21 protein-coding genes are annotated in these 19,259 nt (G+C 64.5%); 5 read left to right on the forward strand and 16 right to left on the reverse strand.

Annotation, left to right across the window (positions count from 1 at the left end; translation table 11 throughout):
• Positions 1-8: 8 nt before the first annotated feature.
• A complete protein-coding gene (locus KC8_RS14115) occupies positions 9-1,505 on the reverse strand; it encodes a DUF389 domain-containing protein (protein WP_138956615.1) in 1,497 nt (498 codons plus the stop codon).
• A gap of 96 nt (positions 1,506-1,601) precedes the next feature.
• On the opposite strand from KC8_RS14115, the gene nhaA reads away from it, so the two are divergent.
• Together nhaA and KC8_RS14125 are read left to right on the forward strand one after the other, a co-directional pair.
• Entirely contained in the window at positions 1,602-2,816 is a 1,215-nt protein-coding gene (nhaA, locus tag KC8_RS14120; protein WP_010124101.1) for a Na+/H+ antiporter NhaA, read from the forward strand.
• 47 nt (positions 2,817-2,863) lie between these two features.
• Positions 2,864-3,193 (forward strand): PilZ domain-containing protein, encoded by a 330-nt coding sequence (locus KC8_RS14125; RefSeq protein WP_050805361.1) that lies wholly within the window; start codon positions 2,864-2,866, stop codon positions 3,191-3,193.
• A 63-nt stretch (positions 3,194-3,256) separates the two neighbouring features.
• Here the strand turns inward: KC8_RS14125 and KC8_RS14130 are convergent, their stop codons facing one another.
• The 7 genes from KC8_RS14130 to gpmA form a co-directional block, all read right to left on the reverse strand.
• Complete coding sequence (locus tag KC8_RS14130) at positions 3,257-4,186, reverse strand: electron transfer flavoprotein subunit alpha/FixB family protein (protein ID WP_010124103.1); 930 nt, start codon at positions 4,184-4,186, stop codon at positions 3,257-3,259.
• The gene (locus KC8_RS14135; RefSeq protein WP_010124104.1) at positions 4,183-4,932 is read right to left on the reverse strand and encodes an electron transfer flavoprotein subunit beta/FixA family protein; all 750 of its coding nucleotides are present in this window, start codon (positions 4,930-4,932) and stop codon (positions 4,183-4,185) included. The genes KC8_RS14130 and KC8_RS14135 overlap by 4 nt, the downstream gene beginning before the upstream one ends.
• A 43-nt stretch (positions 4,933-4,975) precedes the next feature.
• Positions 4,976-6,175, reverse strand: coding sequence for an ADP-forming succinate--CoA ligase subunit beta (gene sucC, locus KC8_RS14140; protein WP_010124105.1), 1,200 nt, complete (start codon positions 6,173-6,175; stop codon positions 4,976-4,978).
• Positions 6,176-6,278: 103 nt separating this feature from the next.
• A complete protein-coding gene (locus KC8_RS14145) occupies positions 6,279-6,596 on the reverse strand; it encodes a hypothetical protein (protein ID WP_029624333.1) in 318 nt (105 codons plus the stop codon).
• Positions 6,597-6,649: 53 nt separating this feature from the next.
• Positions 6,650-7,717: a 5-(carboxyamino)imidazole ribonucleotide synthase gene (locus KC8_RS14150; protein WP_029624334.1), complete on the reverse strand. Its 1,068-nt coding sequence runs from the start codon at positions 7,715-7,717 to the stop codon at positions 6,650-6,652.
• A 7-nt stretch (positions 7,718-7,724) separates the two neighbouring features.
• Complete coding sequence (gene purE, locus KC8_RS14155) at positions 7,725-8,213, reverse strand: 5-(carboxyamino)imidazole ribonucleotide mutase (RefSeq protein ID WP_010124109.1); 489 nt, start codon at positions 8,211-8,213, stop codon at positions 7,725-7,727.
• A gap of 67 nt (positions 8,214-8,280) precedes the next feature.
• Entirely contained in the window at positions 8,281-8,967 is a 687-nt protein-coding gene (gene gpmA, locus KC8_RS14160) for a 2,3-diphosphoglycerate-dependent phosphoglycerate mutase (protein WP_010124110.1), read from the reverse strand.
• Positions 8,968-9,091: 124 nt separating this feature from the next.
• Here gpmA and KC8_RS14165 point away from each other — a divergent pair, with 124 nt between their 5' ends.
• A complete protein-coding gene (locus KC8_RS14165) occupies positions 9,092-9,805 on the forward strand; it encodes a dienelactone hydrolase family protein (protein WP_010124111.1) in 714 nt (237 codons plus the stop codon).
• Between the two features lie 87 nt (positions 9,806-9,892).
• On the opposite strand, the gene KC8_RS14170 is transcribed toward KC8_RS14165, so the two are convergent.
• A complete protein-coding gene (locus KC8_RS14170; RefSeq protein WP_029624335.1) occupies positions 9,893-10,441 on the reverse strand; it encodes a hypothetical protein in 549 nt (182 codons plus the stop codon).
• Between the two features lie 170 nt (positions 10,442-10,611).
• The gene (locus KC8_RS14175; RefSeq protein ID WP_029624336.1) at positions 10,612-10,881 is read right to left on the reverse strand and encodes a DUF3297 family protein; all 270 of its coding nucleotides are present in this window, start codon (positions 10,879-10,881) and stop codon (positions 10,612-10,614) included.
• A 275-nt stretch (positions 10,882-11,156) separates the two neighbouring features.
• Between KC8_RS14175 and KC8_RS14180 the strand changes: the two genes are divergently transcribed.
• Entirely contained in the window at positions 11,157-11,687 is a 531-nt protein-coding gene (locus tag KC8_RS14180; protein ID WP_010124115.1) for a CHAP domain-containing protein, read from the forward strand.
• Between the two features lie 44 nt (positions 11,688-11,731).
• On the opposite strand, the gene gltX is transcribed toward KC8_RS14180, so the two are convergent.
• Together gltX and KC8_RS14190 are read right to left on the reverse strand one after the other, a co-directional pair.
• Positions 11,732-13,066 carry a glutamate--tRNA ligase gene (gltX, locus tag KC8_RS14185; protein WP_010124116.1) on the reverse strand — a complete coding sequence of 445 codons (1,335 nt, stop codon included), beginning with the start codon at positions 13,064-13,066 and terminating at the stop codon, positions 11,732-11,734.
• A complete protein-coding gene (locus KC8_RS14190; protein ID WP_010124117.1) occupies positions 13,066-14,718 on the reverse strand; it encodes an NAD+ synthase in 1,653 nt (550 codons plus the stop codon). Before KC8_RS14190 ends, gltX begins: the two co-directional genes overlap by 1 nt.
• A 115-nt stretch (positions 14,719-14,833) precedes the next feature.
• Here KC8_RS14190 and KC8_RS14195 point away from each other — a divergent pair, with 115 nt between their 5' ends.
• Positions 14,834-15,769 carry a ribose-phosphate pyrophosphokinase gene (locus tag KC8_RS14195; RefSeq protein WP_010124118.1) on the forward strand — a complete coding sequence of 312 codons (936 nt, stop codon included), beginning with the start codon at positions 14,834-14,836 and terminating at the stop codon, positions 15,767-15,769.
• A gap of 41 nt (positions 15,770-15,810) precedes the next feature.
• Here the strand turns inward: KC8_RS14195 and KC8_RS14200 are convergent, their stop codons facing one another.
• The 4 genes from KC8_RS14200 to KC8_RS14215 all read right to left on the reverse strand — a co-directional run bounded on the left by KC8_RS14200 (position 15,811) and on the right by KC8_RS14215 (position 19,245).
• Positions 15,811-16,311, reverse strand: a complete 501-nt coding sequence (locus KC8_RS14200; RefSeq protein ID WP_010124119.1) for a L,D-transpeptidase family protein — start codon at positions 16,309-16,311, stop codon at positions 15,811-15,813.
• Positions 16,308-17,369, reverse strand: a complete 1,062-nt coding sequence (gene ribA, locus KC8_RS14205) for a GTP cyclohydrolase II (protein WP_010124120.1) — start codon at positions 17,367-17,369, stop codon at positions 16,308-16,310. Before ribA ends, KC8_RS14200 begins: the two co-directional genes overlap by 4 nt.
• Positions 17,366-18,160: an exodeoxyribonuclease III gene (gene xth, locus KC8_RS14210; protein ID WP_010124122.1), complete on the reverse strand. Its 795-nt coding sequence runs from the start codon at positions 18,158-18,160 to the stop codon at positions 17,366-17,368. The genes ribA and xth overlap by 4 nt, the downstream gene beginning before the upstream one ends.
• A gap of 419 nt (positions 18,161-18,579) precedes the next feature.
• On the reverse strand, positions 18,580-19,245 hold the full coding sequence (locus tag KC8_RS14215; protein WP_010124123.1) for a LolA family protein: 666 nt from the start codon (positions 19,243-19,245) through the stop codon (positions 18,580-18,582).
• Between the last annotated feature and the right edge of the window lie 14 nt (positions 19,246-19,259).

Consider the following 19,259-nt stretch of genomic DNA (forward strand, 5'->3'; position numbering starts at 1 on the left):
TTTAACGATTAATCCGTGCTGGTCGGGGCGAGCCACACGAGTCGAAGCGGGCCGCTGGCGGTTGCGCGTTCGGTAGCGACCTGGCGTTCACGCAGGGCCGCCAGTACCGCGTCAGCATCGGCGGTTGTGCCGCCCGCGACGCCGATCGGGGCACGGATGCGGGCATAAGCCCAGGCGGCCGTATCCAGCGCAGCCGGATCGGGGGCCGTATCCACGAAGCCCACCGACGGCAGGGCGGCGGCGGGTGGGACGAGGGTGATCGTCCAGCCTGCTTCACTGGCGGCCACGCGCTGTTCGAGCACGCGATAGCTGGCGATCGGCGCGCCCGGCAGCGGGGCGGCCGTCACCAGCGCCCGCTTGTTGATGCGATCGACCGTGATCGCGTTATCGGCCACGCCGGCGACCGCCGCCAGCCGGGCAACCAGCACCGCGGTTTGACGTTCCTGCGCGCGGGCGGATTCGCCGGCCTGCGCGGCGGCGAGCTGAGCGGTTTCGACATCACGCGCCGCCGAGCCGACCCGGACCTGATAGATTTCGACATCGACCGGGCGGTCGAGGGCCTTTTCCAGTTGGGCGGACGCCTTGATATTGGCGTCCGCCACCGGATTGGATGTCAGCACTTCGGCCCGCACGGCGAGCGGGACGGCGCCATAATCAAGATCAATGGCCGACAGCCGGGCATTATCGGCGAATTGCGCGCGCACGATATCACGAGCCTGTCGCGCGGCGACGCTTTCCCAGGCGATCTGGCGCAGGGCGATCCCCAGTGGCACGGCGAGGATAACGAGCGTCGCGATCAGCAACGTGCCTTGCCAGCGCGTCTGGCTGGGCGAGAGGTGCGACCCGAAGCCATAGATGCGGGCCATCACCGTGGCGGACAGCGCGATGGTGATCAGGTTGGTGACGAACAGCAGCAGCGCGCCGCCGAACACCGCCCCGTTCCAGGTGGCAAGGCCGAAGCCGACGACCGCGAGCGGCGGCATGAGGGCCGTGGCGATGGCAACGCCGACGATCGTCCCGCTTTTCCCGCGGATCATTGCATAGGTGCCGGCGAGGGCGGAAAAGAGCGCGACGAGCAGATCGAACAGGTTGGGCCGCGTGCGCGCCGCGATTTCGGATGTCACCGTTTGAATCGGGGACAAGGCGACGATCAGGGCGGTGAACAGCACCGCGATCACCGCGCCCAGTGCAAGTGCAGTGGCGGACCGCTTCAATTCGGCGAAATCGAACAAGGCGAGCGCAAAGCCGACGCCGATGATCGGTCCCATCAGCGGTGAAATCAGCATCGCGCCGATCACCACGGCCGGCGACGATAGCAACAGGCCCAGCAGGGCAATCCCCGCCGACATCAGGATCATGAACAGATAGCGGGGAGACCAGACCGCTTCTTCATGCACCTTGCTGATCACATCGACATGATCGACCGTCATGACGGCGTGGCGGTGCCACCAGGTCATCAGGCGGGCCATCGAGGAGCCTGCGCTGTGGGCTGCTTCAGTCGCCATAGAGCCTCTCTTCGCACGTTCGGTTACATTGGTCGCGGTTCAAAACACCGACGCCATCGTATAGGTCCCTAATGATGGCCGCAGCGAGGGATAACAGTGACAAAAGATAAAGGCCGCCGCGTAGAAAGCTCGGCGCTGCGCAATTTCCTCAAGTCCGAAGCGGCTGGCGGCATGTTGTTGATGGCCGCCGCCGCCCTGGCGATGATCGTTGCCAACAGCAGCTGGGCGGAGGCCTATTTCCACCTGCTCCATCTGCAAACCGGGCCGGTGCTGAGCGACAAGCTCGGGCCGATGACGATCCATTTGTGGATCAACGACGCGCTGATGGCGGTGTTCTTCCTGCTCGTCGGGCTGGAGATCAAGCGTGAGTTCGTCGATGGCCATCTGGCGACGTGGAAGGATCGTGGCCTGCCGATCGTGGCGGCGGCGGGCGGGATGATCGTTCCGGCGATCGTCTATCTGATCGTCACCGGCGGCGCGCCCGAATTGCTGCGCGGCTGGGCGATCCCGTCGGCCACCGATATCGCCTTTGCGATCGGCGTGCTGGCCTTGCTGGGCAGCCGCGCGCCAACCTCGCTCAAGCTGTTCCTGACCACGGTTGCCATTGTCGACGATATGGGCGCGGTGGCGATCATCGCGCTGGTCTATACCGCCAGCATCGGCGGCGCGGCCTTGTTCGCGGCCGGAGTGCTGTGGGGGGCGATGTTCCTGCTCAACCGGATCGGCGTGACGAAGCTGTGGCCCTATGTGCTGCTGGCGATAGGGTTGTGGTTTGCGGTGCTGCTGTCCGGCGTCCACGCCACTGTGGCGGGCGTGCTGGCGGCGATGGCGATCCCGATCAAGCTGACGCCGGGCGCGCCCGATGCCGCCGATTCGCCGCTGCACCGGCTGGAACATGCCCTGCAACCGTGGGTCGCCTATGCCATCGTGCCGCTGTTCGGTTTCGCCAATGCCGGCGTGTCGCTGGCGGGGATTGGCATCGCGCAGGTGCTGGCGCCGCTGCCACTGGGGGTGGCGCTGGGGCTGTTCCTGGGCAAACAGATTGGCATCTTCGCCAGCGTCCGCCTCGCGGTGGCGTTCAGGCTTGGCGATCGCCCGGCGGGCGCGACGTGGTTGCAGGTGTATGGCGTTTCGCTGCTGTGCGGTATCGGCTTCACGATGAGCCTGTTCATCAATGGCCTCGCCTTTATCGATCCGGCCCTGATCGATGAGGTGAAGATCGGTGTCCTTGGCGGTTCGGTGGTGTCGGCGCTGGCCGGTTATATCTTGCTGCGGCTGGCGCCCCGGTGGCGGGCGCAAAGCGAAAATTAAGGTTCTGGGCTTACGCCGGTCCACTCCATTGGGGTGGATTGGCGACGTTGCGTATCCTTGCGGTCATCCATGAACAGCAGGCGGGCGATTCGCGCAGCGATATGCGCCGTCCCGTGGACCTCAACGCAAGCCTGCGCGCTGCCGGCGCGAAGGGAGTGGGCTGCCTCGTTTCGAACATTTCGATCGCCGGGTTCATGGCGCAGGCCTATGCGCCGATGGCGCCCGGCAGCCTGATCTGGCTGCGCGTGCCGGGTTTTCCCGCACTGCCCGCCCGGGTGATGTGGGAGGATGAACAACGGATCGGCTGTCAGTTCGAAACCCCGTTGTCGCCGGTCATGCTGATCGAGATCGTTGCCGGGGCGCCCAACCTCCACTGACATTCCAAACAAAAAGGGCGGCCCTTGCGGACCGCCCTCTTATGCGTTTGCGATTCGGATCGTTCAGAGCTTCGACGTCAGCTCGGGCACGACCTTGAAGAGATCGCCGACGAGGCCGATATCCGCGACCTGGAAGATCGGGGCGTCTTCATCCTTGTTGATCGCGATGATCGTCTTGGAATCCTTCATGCCGGCGAGGTGCTGGATCGCACCCGAAATGCCGACCGCGATATAGACTTCCGGGGCGACGATCTTGCCGGTCTGGCCGACCTGATAGTCGTTCGGGACATAGCCCGCATCGACCGCAGCGCGGCTGGCACCGACACCCGCACCGAGCTTGTCGGCCAGCGGCTCGATGATCGTGTGGAAATTTTCGCTGTTCTGAAGCGCACGGCCGCCCGAGACGATGATCTTCGCCGAGGTTAGTTCCGGGCGTTCCGACTTGGAGATTTCCGCGCCGACGAAGCTGGACAGGCCCGCATCGCCCTTGCCGGAAATGGCCTCGACCGAAGCCGAACCGCCATCCTTGGCCGCCTTTTCGAACGCGGTGCCGCGCACGGTGATGACCTTCTTGGCATCCGACGACTGCACCTTGGCGATCGCGTTGCCGGCGTAGATCGGACGGGTGAAGGTGTCGGCACTTTCGACCGACAGGATTTCCGAGATCTGCATCACATCGAGCAGGGCTGCGACACGCGGCGCGATATTCTTGCCGTTCGACGTGGCAGGCGCCACGAACGCGTCGTAATTCGCCATCAGATCGACGATCAGCGGCGCGACATTTTCGGCCAGCGCATGGCCATAAGCCGCGTCGTCGGCGAGCAGCACCTTGGCGACGCCAGCGATCTTGGCAGCCGCATCGGCGGCGGCCTGCGCGCCTTGCCCTGCGACCAGCGCATGCACTTCGCCCAGCTTGCCGGCCGCAGTGACGGCGGCGAGCGTCGCATCCTTCACGGATGCGTTGTCATGTTCGACCAGAACCAGAACGGTCATGCCGCAACTCCCAGCGCCTTGAGCTTGGCGACAAGCTCGTCAACATCCGCAACCTTAACGCCCGCGACCCGCTTGGGCGGTTCGGACACGTTGAGGGTGGCGAGGCGGGGGGTGACGTCCACGCCATAATCGCCCGGCGTCTTCTGCGCCAAGGGCTTGGACTTCGCCTTCATGATGTTCGGCAGCGACGCATAGCGCGGCTCGTTCAGGCGAAGATCGGTGGTGACGATCGCCGGCGTCTTGAGGCTGACGGTTTCAAGGCCGCCATCGACTTCGCGCGTGACCTTGACGGTATCGCCTTCGATTTCGACCTTCGACGCGAACGTGCCCTGGGGCCGGCCGGTGAGGGCTGCGAGCATCTGCCCGGTCTGGTTCGAATCGTCGTCGATCGCCTGCTTGCCGAGAATCACCAGACCCGGCTGTTCCTCGTCGACGATCGCTTTCAGGATCTTGGCGACGGCGAGCGGCTCAACATCGCCTTCGGCGGTGACGAGGATCGCGCGATCCGCACCCATGGCGAGCGCGGTGCGGAGCGTTTCCTGGGCTTTCGCTTCACCGATGGACACCGCGACGATTTCCGTCGCGATGCCCTTTTCCTTGAGGCGAATGGCTTCTTCGACGGCGATTTCGTCGAACGGGTTCATCGACATCTTGACGTTGGCAAGGTCGACGCCGGTGCCGTCCATCTTCACCCGCGGCTTCACATTGTAGTCGATGACCCGCTTCACGGGTACGAGTACCTTCATGACATAGTCTCCCTGGCTGTCCGATTTCCCTCAGGAGGGAGGATCAGGCTGCCTTCTTCACCTGCGCCACGATCTTCTTCGCGGCATCGCCGAGATCGTCGGCCGCCACGATGGGCAGGCCGCTGTGGCTCAGGATATCCTTGCCCTGCTGGACGTTGGTGCCTTCGAGGCGCACGACCAGCGGAACCGACAGGTTCACTTCCTTGGCGGCCGCGACGATGCCTTCGGCAATGATGTCGCAGCGCATGATGCCGCCGAAGATGTTGACGAGGATGCCTTCGACCGCCGGATCGCTGAGGATCAGCTTGAACGCTGCCGTCACCTTTTCCTTCGTGGCGCCGCCGCCGACGTCGAGGAAGTTGGCGGGGAAGGCGCCGTTGAGCTTGATGATGTCCATCGTCGCCATGGCGAGACCGGCACCGTTGACCATGCAGCCGATGTTGCCGTCGAGCTTGATGTAGGCGAGGTCGTACTTCGACGCTTCGACTTCGGCCGGGTCTTCCTCGGTTTCATCGCGCAGGGCGAGGATGTCGGGGTGACGATACAGCGCGTTCGAATCGAAGCTGACCTTGGCGTCGAGCACCAGCAGCTTGCCATCGGTGGTTTCGATCAGCGGGTTGATTTCGAGCATCGCCATGTCGGTGGCGATGAACGCATCGTACAACTGGTTGGCAACCTTGGCGGCCTGCTTGTTGAGATCGCCCTTGAGCTTCAGCGCGAACGCCACGGCGCGGCCGTGGTGCGGCTGGAAACCTTCGGCCGGATCGATCGTGATCGTGCGGATCTTTTCCGGGGTCGAATGCGCGACTTCCTCGATGTCCATGCCGCCTTCGGTGGAGACGATCATGGCGATCCGGCCGGTTGCCCGGTCGACCAGCATCGAGAGGTAATATTCCTTCGCGATGTCCGCGCCGTCGGTGATGTACAGGCGGTTGACCTGCTTGCCGGCTTCACCCGTCTGGATCGTGACCAGCGTGTTGCCGAGCATATCGGTGGCGTTGGCGCGCACTTCGTCGAGCGTCTTGGACAGACGGACGCCGCCCTTGGCGTCGGGGCCAAGTTCCTTGAACTTGCCCTTGCCGCGGCCGCCGGCGTGAATCTGCGCCTTCACGACATAAAGCGGTCCGGGAAGCTTGCCAGCGGCGGCGACGGCTTCGTCCACCGTCAATGCGGCGTGGCCCGCAGGAATTGCGACGCCAAACTTAGCCAGCAGTTCCTTGGCCTGGTATTCGTGGATGTTCATGACGCTCCCAGCCTGCTTCGGTTCAAAATCCGCCGGGCTTAAGCATGAAAGTGTCGCGAATGAAAGCCCGCAGGCGCGCTTCCCGCCGCAAAGTGGCGGGTGATCAGCCCGCGATCGCGCAGCCGAGGCCCGCGCGGCTGACGACGGAAAAGATTTCGGGGTCTTTAAGCGCACGAATCTGGTGGAGAAATTCGCCAACCGGCATGCTGCCAATATCCTTGCCGGGCAGCCGGGCCAGCGACTGAAGCCGCTTGAGCTGCGCGATCGACAGGCGATCTACCATCCGTTCGGCCATGCAGCCGGCGATCGGTGGCGATACCCCGGCATCCAGCAAAGCGGCCCTTACTCGGCCTTCGGGGGTGACGGACGCGCATCCGGCGAGCGGCAGCGCGAGGATGGCCAGCAAAGGAATAATTTTCATGACGTGTCTTTTTCTCGGGCGGTGATGAACCGCGGCTGAGCGGCGCGCGGCCGTTATGCGCCGATCAGGCGCGTGACGTGGCCCATTTTACGGCCGGGGCGGGGATCGCTTTTGCCATATAGATGGAGATGCGCGGTTGGATCGGCGAGAATCGCCACCCAGTCATTGGCCTGTTCCCCGATCAGGTTGCGCATTTCGACTCGCGGTGCCGCCAAATCGGTCGATCCCAGCGGCAGGCCGCAGATTGCGCGGACGTGATTCTCGAACTGGCACGTCACCGCGCCTTCGATCGTCCAGTGGCCGCTATTATGCACGCGCGGCGCCATTTCGTTGAACACCGGCCCATCGGCCGTGGCGAAATATTCCACCGTGAGCACGCCGACATAATCGAGCGCATCGGCCACTTTGCGCGTCATCGCGACGGCATCGGCCGCCTGCGACGTGATCAGCGCACCGGCCGGGACGGTCGATGTGGCGAGAATCCCCGCCTCGTGAACATTATCGGGCGCATTCCATGTCGCGAAGGCGCCATCGGCCCCACGCACCGCGATGATCGAAAATTCACGATCGAATCGGATGAAGCCTTCGAGCACGGCGGGGCGGCCGCCGATCGCCTTCCAGGCGGCGTCGGCATCATCGGCCGAATGGAGCCGGGCCTGGCCCTTGCCGTCATAACCGAAACGCCGCGTCTTCAGGATCGCCGGCGCGCCCAGTTCGGCTAGGGCAGCGCGCAGGCCGGCGATATCATCCACCGCACGATACGGCGCGGGACGCAGGCCGAGGCGCGCGACGAAATCCTTTTCCACCAAGCGATCCTGCGCCACTTCGAGCGCCGCCGGGTTGGGGTGGAGCCGTTGCGACAAAAGTTTCAGCGGCGCGACCGGCACATTTTCAAATTCATACGTGACGACATCGACGGTGGCCGCGAAAGCGGCAAGCGCGCTGGCGTCGTCATAGCCCCCTTGCGTCCAGCCGGCGGACACGTCGGCGGCCGGCCCGCTCGCTTCGGGGGCGTAGATATAGCAGGAATAGCCCAGCCGGGCCGCAGCCATGGCAAGCATCCGGCCAAGCTGGCCGCCGCCGACGATGCCGATTCGCGATCCGGGGGGGACGATCATCAGGCCTGCATCACTCCGGTGTTTCGGCGACATCCGCCGTTTGTTTGGCGCGCCACGCATCGAGCCGCGCGGCCAGCGCGTCATCGGTGGTGGCAAGGATGGCGGCCGCGAACAGCGCGGCGTTGACCGCACCGGCCCGGCCGATCGCCAAGGTGCCGACCGGGATACCCGCCGGCATCTGAACGATCGACAACAGGCTGTCCATGCCGCTTAACGCCTTGGATTCGACAGGAACGCCCAGAACCGGCAGCCGCGTCATCGACGCCGCCATGCCGGGCAGGTGGGCTGCCCCGCCGGCACCGGCGATGATCGCCTTCAGCCCGCGGCCCGATGCCGATTTGGCGTAATCGTAAAGCCGATCAGGGGTGCGGTGCGCAGACACGACCTTGCATTCATGGGCGACGCCCAATGTTTCAAGCGTCTCGGCGGCATGGCGCATCGTCTCCCAATCGGAGCGGCTGCCCATGATGATCCCGATCAACGGCCCGGCGTCGGCCATGTCCTCTCCCCCGGCAAAGCGCGGCCTTTAAGGAAAGCGCGCGCGCGGTGCAATCACGTCGGTGCGATCAGCGTTCCGACAGATAATAACGATCCTTGGGCGTAAGATCGTCGGCAAGGTCATACACGATCGGCTGCCCGGTCGGGATTTCGAGTTCGGTGATCTCGTCGTCGGGGATGTTCGACAGGTGCTTCACCAGTGCGCGCAGCGAATTGCCGTGCGCCGAAATGACGACCCGCTGCCCCGATTTCAGCGCCGGGGCGATGCGCTGGTCCCAATAAGGCAGCACACGGGCGATGGTGTCCTTCAGGCTTTCCGTCTGCGGAACGGCAATGCCGGCGTAGCGGCGATCCTGCGACAGATCCCACTCGCTGCCCACTTCCAGCGGTGGCGGCGGCACATCGAACGACCGGCGCCACACCTTGACCTGCGCATCACCGTGCTTGGCGGCGGTTTCGGCCTTATCCAGTCCGGTAAGCCCGCCATAATGGCGCTCGTTCAGCCGCCAGTCCTTTTCCACCGGCAGCCACAGCCGGCCCATCGCTTCCAGCGCAAGGTTGAGCGTCTTGATCGCGCGGGTCTGGACGCTGGTGAAGGCCATATCGAAATCAAGGCCCTTGGCGGCCATCAGTTCGCCGGCGGCCTTTGCCTCCTCGATTCCCTTGTCGGTGAGGTTGACGTCCCACCAGCCGGTGAAACGGTTTTCGAGGTTCCAGGCGGACTGGCCGTGGCGGATCAAGACGAGCGTGGGCATGGGATCTCCCAGGGGCGTTGGATTTGGCCGCTTCCTAACGCCTGATACGCGCGGTGCAACGTGTCTCGACTTGGCTGGCCCCAAGGGTAGGTTCTGGGCAAGCCCGGATTCGAAAGGACAAAGCATGGCGATTCGTACCCGCACCGTCGAATATCAAGGCCCCGGTGGCCCGTTCGAGGGGGTTTTCGTATGGGACGATGCGCTGTCCGGTCCACGCCCCGGCGTAATTGTTTTTCACAATGTGATGGGGCTGAAGGCGTTCGACGTCGACAAGGCGACAGAGTTGGCCGGCCTGGGCTACGTCGCCTTTGCCGCTGACATGTATGGCAAGGGTAAGCGACCGATCGATCGCGACGCCGCATTCATGCTGGGGAACGACGCACGCAGTGACCGGCGCGTGTTGCAAGAACGCCTGCTGGCGACCCTCGCCACGATCCGTGCGCAGCCCGAAACGGATGCTGCCCATATCGCCGCGATCGGATTCTGCTTCGGCGGTACATGCGTGCTCGATCTTGCCCGGGCTGGCGCGGATGTCGACGGCGTGGTGAGTTTCCACGGCGTGTATGATCGCCCGCCCTTTGCCAATGCCGATCCGATTCGTGCCAAAGTGCTGGTGCTGCACGGTTGGGACGATCCGTTTTGTCCGCCGGCGGCCACCGTCGATCTGGCAGCGGAACTGACCGAATCGAAAGCGGACTGGCAGATCCATGCTTATGGCCATACCGGCCACGCATTCACGTCGCCCACGGCGAGTGGCCCGGGCCTGGCCTATCAGCCCGATGCGGACCGGCGATCGTGGCTGGCGATGCGCAATTTCCTCGATGAATTGTGGGGGTAATGCGGGCATGGAAAGCGGCCGTGCAGCAAGCCATGCTTCGCTTGTCGCGCCATAGCCTGCTGCCACCCGAGGGGGCGTTGCATGCTTTCAATGGGGCAGGACGCTGTCCACTTTTTCCACCCATTCCGGGAAGAAGCAGGGTTCACGGTTCGACCAGCCGGGCGCGGTTGCCGCAGCTTCACTGATCGATTGCAGCAGAACCCGGCGCTTTTCCGGATGCAGGTGTGGCAGCGCCGCCGCCGCGCAGAATGCGCCCGGCAACCACGGCCGGACATGTGCGCCGATTAGCCGTTCATAGAGGAAGCGGTAAGATCCGAATCCGACCAGTCGATCCTGGCCGAGATCGAATGCCGTCAATATGACCAGCGGCGCAAAGAAAGGTTCGATCGCGTCAAGGCCGCTGTCATCCGGAACATGATCGCGAATATGATCTAGCCGGGCATATATGCGGGCCTGGGCGCGGATGCTGGCGGCCTCGACCACGTCGCGCGACCAGCGTTCCATGGCGTTTTCGCGATCCAGCCCGATATCGAGCGAGCGGCGGATATAACGCTGCGTGCCCGCGGGAAAGCTCGCAAATTCCTTCATCTCGGCGAGCGTCATCGCTCCGTCCGCCGGTCTCGCCTGGGTGCCCATAAGAACCAACCCCCCTCGAACCTGATGCCTTCAAGATACGTATCTTGCACCCGCTTGGTTTCCGGGGGCTTAACCGTTTCCTGTCGACCGGTTCGATGGGAGCATTATTTTGAACGCCGCGCCACAGGCAAAGCCCTGCGATGCGCCGAAGCGATTCAAAGGCGAGTCGATCAGTTGTTCGAAGGTTCTTCGGCGGTGTCGGCGATGTCGCGGAAATAGGGTTCCACCGGGCCGCTGGCCTTGACCGTCATCGGATTGCCGAAACGATCGCGCGAATTGCCGACGGCCATGCGAACCCAGCCTTCCGACACGCTATATTCTTCGACATTGGTCTTTTCCGAACCCTTGAAGCGGATGCCGACGCCGCGCTGCAGCGCTTCGGCGTCGAAATACGGGCTTTTTGGGTTGGTCGACAGGCGATCGGGGGGCGTATCGGACATCATGGCGGCTTTCGAAAAGCGGAAAGGAATGTGCGGCCCATAGCCGCCCCCGCCCCCGCTTTTCAATCCGCAGGGCAGTGGCGACTGATCCGGCCGCCAAGTTCAGGGTGACGAGGGCCGGTTTGGTTTGCGGCCGCGCCGTTGTGTCATCTTCATCTTCGGTTCATCGAAGCGATGGCGCGGCCGGCCGCAAATCCTGATGGTTGTTAACCTTTTGGTCTTCCCGCATCGCACCATAGCCGCCTAGCAAGCGGACCATGGGGCGCAAGAACAGCATGACGGGCAAATCGATCTGGACCGGAGCGGCGGCGCTGCTGCTGGCGACGATGCTGTTTTCGGCGACGCCGGCACAGGCGCAGGGCCAATATTGGCAGTGCGCGCCATTCGCCCGCATGCTTTCCGGCATCCAGCTGTTTGGCCGCGCCGCCGACTGGTGGGCGCAGGCTGCCGGCAAATATCAACGCGGGCAGACCCCCAAGGTCGGTTCGGTGCTGTCGTTCCAGGCGTTTCGCGCCATGCCTTCGGGCCACGTCGCCACCGTCAGCCAGATCGTCGATTCGCGGACCGTGAAGCTGACCCACGCCAACTGGTCGCTGATCAATGGCAGCCGTGGCCAGGTCGAGCGTGACGTAACCGCGATCGACGTATCCGCCGCCGGCGACTGGAGCAAGGTGCGCGTGTGGTGGGGGCCGACCAAGAGCCTCGGCATGACCGCTTACCCGACCAACGGCTTCATCTATGCCGCTGGCGAAGCCGCCAAGGCGGTTGTCGCCGCTGGCAGCAACGCGCTGTCCGACAACGACTGATTAAACGGACTGCCGTCGCGATCCGCCGGACCGCGACGCAGCCATCATGCAGCCGCCGTGCGCAGCCGCTCCAGCGCGCGTTCCCGCCCGATCAGCGGCAGCAGCGCGGCCATATCCGGCCCGTGGGCCAGCCCGGTCAGCGCCAGCCGCAGCGGCAGAAACAAGGCCTTGCCCTTGCGGCCGGTGACATCCTTCAACAACGTCGTAAGCGCCGGCCACGGATCGGCCGTCCAGTCGATCCCTTCGGCGACGGTGACGGCTTCGGCCAGATAGGCGCGATCTTCGGGCGCGACCGCAGATTGATCGACCGGCCCTTCGACCACCGCCCACCATGTCGCGGCATCGGCCACGGTTAGGATATTCGGGCGGATCGCGTGCCAGGCATCGGCGTCCATGCCGGCGGGCAGCCGATCGGCGACGTCCTGATAATGCAGGCGATGGAGGATGCGGGCGTTGAGCGCCGTCAACTCATCGAGATCGAAGCGCGCCGGGGCGCGGCCAAAACGGGTAAAATCGAACGCATGGAATAGTTCTTCGGCCGCCGCGACCGGCTCGACCGGATCGCTGGTGCCGATCCGCGCGAGCAGCGCCAGCAAAGTGAGCGGTTCGATCCCCATTTCGCGGAACCCATCGCAGCCTAGCGCGCCGAGGCGCTTGGACAATTTGCCCTCGCTGCCTGTCAGCAGCGCTTCGTGCGCGAAGGCCGGGGGCTTTGCGCCCAGGGCTTCGAACATCTGGAGCTGAAGGCCGGTGTTGGTGACATGATCCTCGCCGCGAACGACATGGGTGACGCCCATATCGATATCGTCGATCACGCTGGGCAGCATATAGAGCCAACTGCCATCGGCGCGGCGGATGACGGGATCGGACAGCAGTTTCGGATCGAAACGCTGGTCGCCCCGGATCAGATCGTGCCAGGCGATGGCTGCGTCATGATCGAGGCGGAAGCGCCAGTGCGGCGTGCGGCCTTCGGCCTCAAATGCTGCGCGATCGGCGTCACTGAGCGCAAGGGCTGCGCGATCATAAACCGGTGGCAAGCCCCGTCCGGCGAGGATCTTGCGCTTGAGATCCAGTTCCTGCTGGCTTTCATAGGCCGGATAGACGCGGCCGGCGGCGCGCAACCGTTCGAATGATTCCTCGTAGAGCGCGAAGCGCTGCGACTGGCGTTCCTCGCCATCGGGGGCCAAACCCAGCCAGGTGAGATCGGCGCGGATCGCATCGACGAACGCTTCGGTCGATCGTTCGGCGTCGGTATCGTCGAGGCGGAGCAGGAAACGCCCGCCCTGCTGGCGCGCATATAGCCAGTTATGGAGTGCGGCGCGGATATTGCCGACATGGAGCCGGCCGGTGGGCGACGGCGCGAAACGGGTGACGACCATCAGACCGACCGGAAGCCGTTGGTAATCGGATAACGGCGATCGCGGCCGAAATTGCGGGTGCCCAGCTTCACCCCCGGTGGGGCCTGCCGGCGTTTATATTCAGCGATATAGAGCATGCGTTCGATCCTGATGACGGTATCGCGATCGAAACCGCGTGCGACGAGATCGGCCACCGCCAGTTCTTCCTCGACCAATCCGTGCAGGATCGGATCGAGCACGTCATAAGGCGGCAGTGAATCCGAATCCTTCTGGTCGGGCCGCAATTCGGCGGTCGGCGGCTTCGTGATGACGTTGACAGGCATCACCGGCCCGTCGGGGCCAAGGGCGAGCGACGGGCGGTTGGCGTTGCGCCATTCGGACAGCGCGAACACCGTGGTTTTATAGGCATCCTTCAGCACCGAATAACCGCCGGCCATGTCACCATAAATGGTGGCGTAACCGACCGACATCTCGCTTTTGTTGCCCGTGGTCAGCACCATGTGGCCGAACTTGTTGCTGAGCGCCATCAGGGTCAGCCCGCGCACGCGCGACTGGATATTTTCTTCGGTCAGATCGCGGTGGCGGCCGGCAAAGGCATCGCCCAGCATCGTATCGAAGGCCAGGGTGGCCGGTTCAATCGCGATCGTATCCAGGCGGACCCCGAGCAGGCGTGCGCATTCGGCGGCGTCTGACAGGCTTTCATCGCCGGTGAAGCGGGACGGCATCATCACGCACCACACACGATCGGCGCCCAGCGCATCGACCGCGACGGCAGCGGACAAGGCGCTATCGATCCCGCCGGACAGGCCAAGGACGACGCCGGGGAACCGATTGCGGTTCACATAATCGCGCAAACCCACCAGCATCGCATTGTAGAGGTCGGCCGGGGCCACATCGAGCGCATGGTGATCGCCGGGCAGGCAGGCCCAGCCATCGGCGCCCTTTTCCCAGACGGTCAGCACTTCGGCGGCATCCCAGTCGGGCATCTGGAGTGCGACCGCACCATCGGCGTTGACGACGAAGGACGAGCCGTCGAACACCAGTTCGTCCTGCCCGCCGACCCGGTTGAGATAGGCCAGCGGCAGGCCGGTTTCGGCGACGCGCGCACGGACGAGGGCGAGCCGCCGATCATCCTTGTCGAGTTCATAGGGGCTGCCATTGGGCGACAGCAGGATTTCCGCACCGGTCGCCTTCAGATGTTCGCACACCTTGGGAAACCAGATATCCTCGCAGATCGGCACGCCGATGCGCACACCGCGGAAATGGATTGGTTCGGGCAGCGGGCCGGATACGAACAGGCGCTTTTCATCGAAGGTGCCGTAATTGGGCAGTTCGTGCTTGCGAATCATGGCCGCGACCACGCCGCCATCCAGCAACGCCATTGCGTTGAACAACCCGTCGTCGAGCTGGATCACCGTGCCGACCAGCATCGCCGGGCCGCCATCGGCCGTTGCTGCTGCCAGGCGCTGCACTTCATCATGCGCGCGGGCGATCAGTGCGGGTTTCAGCACCAGATCTTCGGGCGGATAGCCGATCAACTGCAATTCGGGGAACAGGATCAGATCGGCGGTGCCGGCGCGGGCGCGGACCGCCAGCATCGCATCGGCATTGGCGGTAAGATCGCCCATCGATTGGTTGATCTGGGCGAGGAGGATGGAAAGGCGGGCTGTCATGGCCCCTCGCTTTAGGCCGGGATCAAGGCGACGACCAGAGGTTCCACTCCACGCCCCCTTTCCCCGCGCGCGTGACGCGACTAAGAGGCCGCAAAACGCGGCAGCGAGGACGAACATGAAACTACTGGCCGGCAATTCCAACCTGCCGTTGGCGCGCGCAATCGCCGCCTATCTGGAAATTCCACTGACCGAGGCGAGCGTGCGTCGTTTCGCCGACGAAGAAGTGTTCGTCGAGATTCACGAAAATGTCCGTGGCGAGGACGTGTTCGTGATCCAGTCGACCGGCTTTCCAGCCAATGACAACCTCATGGAATTGCTGATCTGCATCGACGCGCTGAAGCGTTCGTCGGCCAAGCGGATCACCGCCGTGATCCCGTATTTCGGCTATGCCCGGCAGGATCGCAAACCCGGCCCGCGTACGCCGATCTCGGCCAAGCTGGTCGCCAATCTGCTGACGACTGCGGGCGCCGATCGCGTGCTTTCGGTCGATCTGCACGCCGGGCAGATCCAGGGTTTCTTCGATATCCCGACGGATAATCTTTATGCCGCGCCGGTGATGTCGGCCGATATCCATGCGCGGTTCGCCGGCAAGAATCTGATGGTGGTGTCGCCCGACGTGGGCGGCGTGGTGCGCGCCCGTGCGCTCGCCAAGCGCCTTGAAAACGCCCCGCTGGCGATCGTCGACAAGCGCCGCGAACGTGCTGGCGAATCGGAAGTGATGAACATCATCGGCGATGTTTCGGGCCGTTTCTGCATCCTCGTCGACGATATCGTCGATTCGGCGGGCACGCTGTGCAACGCAGCCGCCGCGCTGCGGGCGGCCGGTGCCGAAGACGTTGTTGCCTATGTCACCCACGGCGTGCTTTCGGGCGGCGCGGTGGCGCGGGTGGAAGGATCGTCGCTGGCCGAACTGGTGATCACCGATTCGATCGGCGCGACCGATGCAGCGGCGGCGGCCGGCAAGATCCGTCACCTGACGATCGCGCCGCTTCTGGCCGAAGCGATCAAGCGGATCGCCGACGAAACCTCGGTCTCGTCGCTGTTCGATTAATTGCTGTCGTCACCCCGGAACAGGTTCGGGGTGACGGAATGTCAGGCGATTTGTAGCAGGGTACCCGGCGCCAGCGCCGGCAGCAGCGCGAGCAGCGCGTGTTGTTCGATCGCCACGCAGCCTTCGGTCGGCTTCGCGTCATTCCAGCAATGGAAGAAAATCGCGCTGCCCATGCCGGGGACGGGCGGCGCATCATTGTGGCCCAGCGTCACGATCACATCATACAGGCCATCGTCGCGCCATAGCCGTTCGGCGGAATATTCGCGCGGATGGCGGACTGGGCGGTTGTAGCAGGGATCGGTGCTGTCGTCCGACCAGCCATCATCCGGCCGGATCCAGCGCCATGGCAGTTGCAGCCCGGGCGGCGGCGCAGCACGGCCGGGGCGGAACAGCACCATGCGCACCGGCCAGCGGCCCAGCGGGGTCATCCCGTCGCCCTCGCGCTTGTCAGCGGCGGGGCAGGCGCCCGACCGGCCGATCACGCAGGGCAGGGTGTGGCCCGACATGGCGAGCGTTCGCGCGCCCGCGTCGACCAGAATCACAGCTGATGGCCGGTGCGGTCGCGCTTGGTATCGAGATAGGCGCGGTTGTGCGGATTGGCCGTCATCGCATGCGCGACCCGTTCGACCACGGTGACCCCGGCCGATTCCAGCCCCGCCATTTTGGCCGGATTGTTGGTGAGCAGGCGGACTTTATCCTGTCCCAGCAAGGTCAGCATCCGCGCCGCGACGCCGAAATCGCGCGCGTCCACATCGAAACCCAGCCGGACATTGGCGTCGACCGTGTCATAGCCCTGATCCTGCAAGGCATAAGCGCGCAGCTTGTTGACGAGGCCGATGCCGCGCCCTTCCTGGCGCAGGTAAAGCAGGATGCCCCAGCCGGCATCGGCGATTTCGTGGAGAGCGGCGTGCAATTGCGGCCCGCAATCGCATTTGAGCGATCCCAGCACATCGCCCGTCAGGCATTCGCTGTGGAGGCGGACGAGCGGCGGTGTGCCATCGGGCGCGCCGATCACCAAGGCGACATGTTCGGCGGCATCGTCGGCATTGCGGAACGCGACGATTTCGCTGTGTTCGGACGTTTCGACCGGCAGGCGCGCCCGCGCGGCGATGATGAGGCGGGCGGGGGCATCCTGTTCGGCGATCGCGTCCGCCAGAACCTCCACCTCGCCGGCGCCATCGTCGATGACGAAGAACGCTGGCAACAGGCCGGCGAGCCGGGCGAGCCGCAGGGCGGCGGCGGCGGCATCGGGTGCCGTTGTCGCGATGGCGCGATAGGGGCCTTTGAGCGGGGTTGCCAGATCGAGCGCCGGATCGGCCAGCGCCACGGCCGCCGGCAGGTCGAGCCACGTCGCGCGTTCGATGCGGACGGCGGCGCCGGGTGTCGCCGCCGCGCGCTGGTTGGCGAGTTTCAACGTCGCGGCGCGCCCGCTGGACAGCAGGATATCGGCGCGCGCCGTGGGATCGAACGCCGCCAGGCGGCCATCATCGGCGGTTTCGACTGCGAGCACCGCAATCGCGCCAGTGGCGGACAGGATGCGCACCGGCCAGCCGCGGCGCAGCGCGTCCAGCGCATGGGCGGCGGAGCGCAGCCCGCTCAAAAGGTGAACTCCGTCACGAGCGGGATATGATCCGACGGCTTTTCCCAGCTGCGGCAGGGTTCGACCACGCGGTGTGCGGTGGCCGCCGCGGCAACAGCGGGGCTGGCCCACATATGATCGAGCCGGCGGCCGCGATCATTGGCAGTCCAGTCCTTCGACCGGTAGCTCCACCATGTATAGAGCCGCGCCGGGGCGGGGTGGAAATGACGGCCAAGATCAACCCAGCCGTGGCTCTGCTGGAGCCGTTCGAGCGCGGCGACCTCGATCGGGGTGTGGCTGACGACATCGAGCAACTGCTTGTGGCTCCACACGTCGCATTCGAGCGGGGCGATGTTGAAATCGCCGACGATGATCGTGGGATCAGCCAGCGTTTCCGACCAGCGCGTCATCCGTTCGACGAAATCAAGTTTCTGGCCGAACTTGGGATTCACGTCGCGATCGGGCACGTCGCCGCCGGCGGGGATATAGACATTTTCCAGCCGCACCCCGTTGGGCAGGCGGACACCGACATGGCGGGCTTCGCCATTGTCCTGCCAGTCGTGGCTGGCGTCGGCATCGAGCGGAACCTTGCTGAGGATCGCCACACCATGGTGCATCCGCTGGCCGTTCAGCACCTGGTGGACGTAGCCCAGTTTTTCGAACGGACCGCCGGGAAAGATCTCGTTCACCACCTTGGTTTCCTGCAGGCACAGGATATCGGGCTGTTCCTCGATCAGGAAGCGGGCGACGATATCGATGCGCGCGCGCACCGAATTGATGTTCCACGAAGCAATCTTGAGCGTATCGGCCATGGCCGCCGATGTAGCGACGCCGGGGCCGGAGCGCCAGCCGGCGAAGACAGGGGTTAAGTTGAGGAAGTTGAGGATATCGAGCGATTTTCCCCACTTTGCCGATTTGAACCCTATGCCTATGATTTTGAACGAATAAATTCCGTGATCCGACGATTATATCGATGATCATGGCGCAGCCTGGCAGCGCCGGGGCCTGTAGGACAGCGTTATCGGCAGCGCGATCTGGTGGCCCAAAAAAGAATGGCCCCTGCTCCGGGGGCGTGGAGCAGGGGCCGACCTTGCGTTCGTCACGCGAAGGCGGGACGTGGGAATGTGCGACACGGGCAACAGGGGGAATCCCGTGCGGCTTCCCACGGCCGCTTGAAGACATCTACGCCGGCAAAGCTGTCGCGCGGATGAATGGATCGGTCAGCTACCCGTCAGCCACGCGGATTACGCGGGCGCGGATCGTTCCAGCGGAACGCCTTGTCGCTTACCGCGACGTTGAACGCCTGATTCGACAGCTGGATGGTCGATCGGTTGTTCTGCGCGTCGACGATCGTCCACCCGCGCAGCATCAACCCGCCGGGGGCCGCAGGGGATTTAGCGAACGCGATCGAAATCGTGCCAAATTCCGGCCGCTTGGGATCCCGCGCCTGGACGATCAGAAGTCGCGGATCACCGCCGGGAACCACCTTGGCGAACTTCGACAGATCCTTTGACGGATCGAGCAGCACCGACAGCGGCGAATCGCCGATCGGCCAGCGCGACACCTGCTTGACCTGATAGTCGATCATGGTGAGCGCCTTGCCATCGCCGACGACGAGCAGGGGCACGCCCTTTTGATATTCGAAGCGGATACGGCCGGGGCGTTTCAAGGTCAGCGTGCCGTTGATCGTCTTGCCGTTGCGATCGGTCTGCGAAAAGCTGGCCGTCATCGTATTCACGGCACGCAGATGCTGGGACACCTGAGCGAGCGGCCCGGCAGCCTGCGCCATCGCGGGTGCGGCCACCGGCGTTGCCCCGACGATGGCGGCGGCGGCGACCGGGACAGCCGCGAGCGCGAACAAGGTGGGGCGGATCATGCGTTTCTCCGGATAAGGCATCAGGCTGGCAATGC

Origin of the sequence: Sphingomonas sp. KC8 (assembly GCF_002151445.1) — a bacterium.
Classification (GTDB): Bacteria; Pseudomonadota; Alphaproteobacteria; order Sphingomonadales; family Sphingomonadaceae; genus Sphingomonas_E.

Bases quoted from the DNA above. Each gene is read 5' to 3' on its own strand.
- KC8_RS14115 (WP_138956615.1), bottom strand. From the start codon at position 1,505: ATGGCGACTGAAGCAGCCCACAGCGCAGGCTCCTCGATGGCCCGCCTG.
- KC8_RS14130 (WP_010124103.1), bottom strand. From the start codon at position 4,186: ATGACCGTTCTGGTTCTGGTCGAACATGACAACGCATCCGTGAAGGAT.
- KC8_RS14135 (WP_010124104.1), bottom strand. From the start codon at position 4,932: ATGAAGGTACTCGTACCCGTGAAGCGGGTCATCGACTACAATGTGAAG.
- sucC (WP_010124105.1), bottom strand. From the start codon at position 6,175: ATGAACATCCACGAATACCAGGCCAAGGAACTGCTGGCTAAGTTTGGC.
- KC8_RS14145 (WP_029624333.1), bottom strand. From the start codon at position 6,596: ATGAAAATTATTCCTTTGCTGGCCATCCTCGCGCTGCCGCTCGCCGGA.
- purE (WP_010124109.1), bottom strand. From the start codon at position 8,213: ATGGCCGACGCCGGGCCGTTGATCGGGATCATCATGGGCAGCCGCTCC.
- gpmA (WP_010124110.1), bottom strand. From the start codon at position 8,967: ATGCCCACGCTCGTCTTGATCCGCCACGGCCAGTCCGCCTGGAACCTC.
- KC8_RS14165 (WP_010124111.1), top strand. From the start codon at position 9,092: ATGGCGATTCGTACCCGCACCGTCGAATATCAAGGCCCCGGTGGCCCG.
- KC8_RS14170 (WP_029624335.1), bottom strand. From the start codon at position 10,441: ATGGGCACCCAGGCGAGACCGGCGGACGGAGCGATGACGCTCGCCGAG.
- KC8_RS14175 (WP_029624336.1), bottom strand. From the start codon at position 10,881: ATGTCCGATACGCCCCCCGATCGCCTGTCGACCAACCCAAAAAGCCCG.
- KC8_RS14180 (WP_010124115.1), top strand. From the start codon at position 11,157: ATGACGGGCAAATCGATCTGGACCGGAGCGGCGGCGCTGCTGCTGGCG.
- gltX (WP_010124116.1), bottom strand. From the start codon at position 13,066: ATGGTCGTCACCCGTTTCGCGCCGTCGCCCACCGGCCGGCTCCATGTC.
- KC8_RS14190 (WP_010124117.1), bottom strand. From the start codon at position 14,718: ATGACAGCCCGCCTTTCCATCCTCCTCGCCCAGATCAACCAATCGATG.
- KC8_RS14195 (WP_010124118.1), top strand. From the start codon at position 14,834: ATGAAACTACTGGCCGGCAATTCCAACCTGCCGTTGGCGCGCGCAATC.
- xth (WP_010124122.1), bottom strand. From the start codon at position 18,160: ATGGCCGATACGCTCAAGATTGCTTCGTGGAACATCAATTCGGTGCGC.
- KC8_RS14215 (WP_010124123.1), bottom strand. From the start codon at position 19,245: ATGCCTTATCCGGAGAAACGCATGATCCGCCCCACCTTGTTCGCGCTC.